Below are 3,712 nucleotides of genomic sequence, written 5' to 3'. Positions count from 1 at the left end.
CCGTGCGGGCGCGGCGGCCGGGGGCCATAGCGGAGGCGGCGGCCCGTCGGCCGCGGGGCCTGCCGCTCGGCGAGCGGGGGCGGCTGCTCATCGTCGCCGCCGACCACCCGGCGCGCGGCGCGCTGGCCGTCGGCGGCGACCCGCTCGCCATGGGCAACCGGCTCGACCTGCTCGAACGCCTCACCCTCGCGCTCTCCCGGCCCGGCGTGGACGGCGTCCTCGGCACGGCCGACATCCTGGACGACCTGCTGCTGCTGGGCGCCCTGGACCGCAAGGTGGTGGTCGGCTCGATGAACCGCGGCGGCCTGGCGGGGGCCGCGTTCGAGCTGGACGACCGGTTCACCGGCCACCGCGCGCAGGACATAGAGCGGCTCGGCTTCGACGCGGGCAAGCTGCTGCTCCGCATCGACCGCACGGACCCCGGCTCGCTGAGCACCCTGCACGCCGCCGCGCGCGCCATCGACGACATGGCCGCCCGCCGGCTGCCGGTCTTCGTCGAGCCGTTCCTCAGCCGCCGCGTGAACGGCAAGGTGACCAGCGACCTGAGCCCCGAGGCGGTGGCCACCTCCCTCGCCATCGCCTCCGGACTCGGCGGCACCTCCGCCTACACCTGGCTCAAGGTGCCCGTCACCCGCGACGCCGACGGCATGTCCCGCGCGCTGGCGGCCTCCACGCTCCCGGTCGTGCTGCTCGGCGGCGAGGTGCACGGCGACCAGGACGGCGCCTACGAGCGGTGGCGCGGCGCCCTGCGGCTGCCGACCGTCCAGGGCCTCGTCGTCGGCCGCTCCCTGCTCTACCCCGCGGACGGCGACGTGGCCAAGGCCGTGGACACCGCCGCGGGACTGCTCCAAGAGACCTGAGAAGGTGACGCGTTGACCCCCCGAACCCAGAGCGGACCCCGCGCCCGGCACCACCTGCCCGCCGGATCGGCCGCGAGCGGCCCCTACACCCTCGACATCACGCCGGAGCGGGCCCGCCTCGACTGGTCCTCGCTGCGCGTGCTGCCGCTCGCGCCCGGCGGACGGCACACGTTCCGCACCGGGGACAGCGAGTGGATCGTGCTGCCGCTGTCGGGCGGCTGCTCGGTCGCCGTCGCCGGTGAGACCTTCGAACTCACCGGCAGGGCCGACGTGTTCGCCGGGGTGAGCGACTTCGCCTACGCGCCGCGCGACGCCGAGGTGACCGTCGCCTCCCGCGACGGCGGCCGGTTCGCGCTGGCCGGGGCCCGCTGCACCCGCCGCCTCCCGGCCCGCTACGGCGCGGCGCGGGACGTCTCCGTCGAGCTGCGCGGCGCGGGCTCCTGCTCCCGGCAGGTCAACAACTTCGCCGCCGCGGGCGCGTTCGAGGCGGACCGGCTGATCGCGGTCGAGGTCCTGACCCCCGGCGGGAACTGGTCCTCCTACCCGCCGCACAAGCACGACGAGGCGCGGCCGGGCGAGGAGTCGGAGCTGGAGGAGATCTACTACTACGAGATCGCGGGCGCCGAGGCCAACCCCGCGGCGGAGGGCCTGGGTTACCAGCGCGTCACCCCCTCGGGGCAGGGCGCGGGAACGGATGTGCTGGCCGAGGTCCGCACCGGCGACGTCGTGCTGATCCCGGACGGCTGGCACGGCCCGTCCATCGCGGCGCCGGGCCACGACATGTACTACCTCAACGTCATGGCCGGGCCCGGCGAGGACCGGGCGTGGCTGATCACCGACCACCCCGACCACGCCTGGATCAGGGCCCGTTGGGAAGCGGAGAGCCCCGACGCCAGGCTGCCGCTGTACGACTCCCCGCCGGAGGCCCCCCGTTGAGCGCTCCATCGCCGAACACCCCGTCCACCCACCGCCTGACCGTCGCCCAGGCCCTCGTGCGCTTCCTGAGCCGCCAGTACACCGAACGCGACGGGCGGCGGCACCGGCTCGTCGACTCCTGCTGGGGCATCTTCGGCCATGGCAACGTCGCCGGGATCGGCCAGGCCCTCGTCGAGCACGGCCAGGGCCCGGACGCCGAACTCCCGTTCCACCAGGGCCGCAACGAGCAGGCCATGGTGCACGCCGCCGTCGGCTTCGCGCGCCAGCGCAACCGGCTGAGCGCCCAGGCGGTGACCACCTCCATCGGCCCCGGCGCCACGAACCTGGTCACCGGCGCCGCACTCGCCACCATCAACCGGCTGCCCGTCCTGCTCCTGCCCGGCGACGCCTTCGCCACCCGGCCCGCCGACCCGGTGCTCCAGCAGCTCGAACACCCCGGTGGTCCCGACATCTCGGTCAACGACACGCTGCGCCCGGTCAGCCGCTGGTTCGACCGCGTGCACCGCCCCGAGGCGCTGGTCCCCGCCGCGCTCCAGGCGATGCGGGTCCTCGCCGACCCCGCCGAGACGGGCGCCGTCACCCTGGCGCTGCCGCAGGACGTGCAGGCGGAGGCGTTCGACTGGCCTGACGCGTTCCTCGCCCCCCGCGTCTGGCGGGTGCCGAGGCCCGCGCCCGACCCCGGCGCGCTGGCCGAGGCCGTCGAGGCCGTGCGGGCCGCCCGCCGCCCGCTGATCGTCGCGGGAGGCGGCGTCCACCACAGCGAGGCCGAGGACGCGCTGCGCGCGCTCGCCGAGGCCACCGGGATCCCGGTGGCCGTCACCCAGGCGGGGAAGGGCGCCCTGCGCCACGACCACCCGTGCGAGGTCGGCGCCATCGGCCACACCGGCACGGCCGTCGCGGACGAACTGGCGCGCACCGCCGACCTGGTGATCGGCGTCGGCACCCGCTTCACCGACTTCACCACCGCCTCCGGCACGCTCTTCGCCGACCCCGCGGTCCGCTTCGTCAGCCTCTCCATCGCCGCCCACGACGCCCACAAGATGGCCGCGCTGCCGCTGGTCGCCGACGCCCGCGCGGGCCTTGAGGCGCTCACGGCCGCGCTGGCGGGGCACCGCGTCGACGAGGACCACGTGGGCCGCTACCGCTCGGGCAAGAGGCGCTGGGAACGCGTCACCTCCGCCGCGTTCGTCCCCGGCGACGAGAACGCGCGCCCCACGCAGACCCAGGTGCTCGGCGCCCTGGACGCGGTCGTCGGCGACGAAGACGTGGTGATCAACGCGGCCGGGTCGCTCCCCGGCGACCTGCACAAGCTGTGGCGGGCCAGGTCCCCGCGCCAGTACCACCTGGAGTACGGGTACTCCTGCATGGGCTATGAGATCCCCGCCGCCATCGGCGTCAGGATGGCCGCCCCCGACCGCCCGGTGTGGGCGCTGGTCGGGGACGGCACCTATCTGATGGGGCCGACCGAGCTGGTCACCGCCGTGCAGGAGGGCGTCAACATCACGGTGGTGCTGATCCAGAACCACGGCTACGCCTCCATCGGCGGCCTGTCGGAGGAGACCGGCGGCGAGCGGTTCGGCACGGCCTACCGGTTCAGGGCGGCCGACGGCTCCTACACCGGCGACCCGCTGCCCGTGGACCTGGCGGCGAACGCGGCCTCACTGGGACTGAGCGTGTTCCGGGCGGAGACCTGGCGGGAGCTCCGCGCCGCGCTGGCCGCGGCGCGCGCCGAGGAGCGGCCCTCCTGCGTCTACGTTGAGACCGACCCGTCGCCGACCGCCCCGCCCGCGCAGGCGTGGTGGGACGTGCCGGTCGCCGCGACCTCGACCCGGCCGGCGGCACGCGCGGCCCGCACGGCATACGAACGGTCGGCAGCCACCCGCCGCCACCACCTGTGACCACCACCACCCCCCCCC

General features: G+C 75.7%; 3 protein-coding genes. All 3 read left to right on the top strand.

Going from position 1 to position 3,712, the window contains the following annotated elements; translation table 11 throughout:
* Window positions 1-2: 2 nt before the first annotated feature.
* The 3 genes from ADY01_RS33970 to iolD are packed head-to-tail and all read left to right on the top strand — an operon-like array spanning window position 3 to window position 3,694.
* Window positions 3-860 carry a Cgl0159 family (beta/alpha)8-fold protein gene (locus ADY01_RS33970; RefSeq protein ID WP_234320519.1) on the top strand — a complete coding sequence of 286 codons (858 nt, stop codon included), beginning with the start codon at window positions 3-5 and terminating at the stop codon, window positions 858-860.
* Between the two features lie 12 nt (window positions 861-872).
* Window positions 873-1,796: a 5-deoxy-glucuronate isomerase gene (gene iolB / locus ADY01_RS33965; protein WP_049580621.1), complete on the top strand. Its 924-nt coding sequence runs from the start codon at window positions 873-875 to the stop codon at window positions 1,794-1,796.
* Complete coding sequence (gene iolD / locus ADY01_RS33960; protein WP_049580620.1) at window positions 1,793-3,694, top strand: 3D-(3,5/4)-trihydroxycyclohexane-1,2-dione acylhydrolase (decyclizing); 1,902 nt, start codon at window positions 1,793-1,795, stop codon at window positions 3,692-3,694. The genes iolB and iolD overlap by 4 nt, the downstream gene beginning before the upstream one ends.
* The last annotated feature ends 18 nt before the right edge of the window (window positions 3,695-3,712 follow it).

The sequence above is a fragment of the Streptomyces sp. SBT349 genome (assembly GCF_001083795.1).
Lineage (GTDB): Bacteria > Actinomycetota > Actinomycetes > Streptomycetales > Streptomycetaceae > Streptomyces.
Note: the sequence above shows the minus strand (reverse complement) of the source record. Positions and strands in the feature narration are given on the sequence as shown.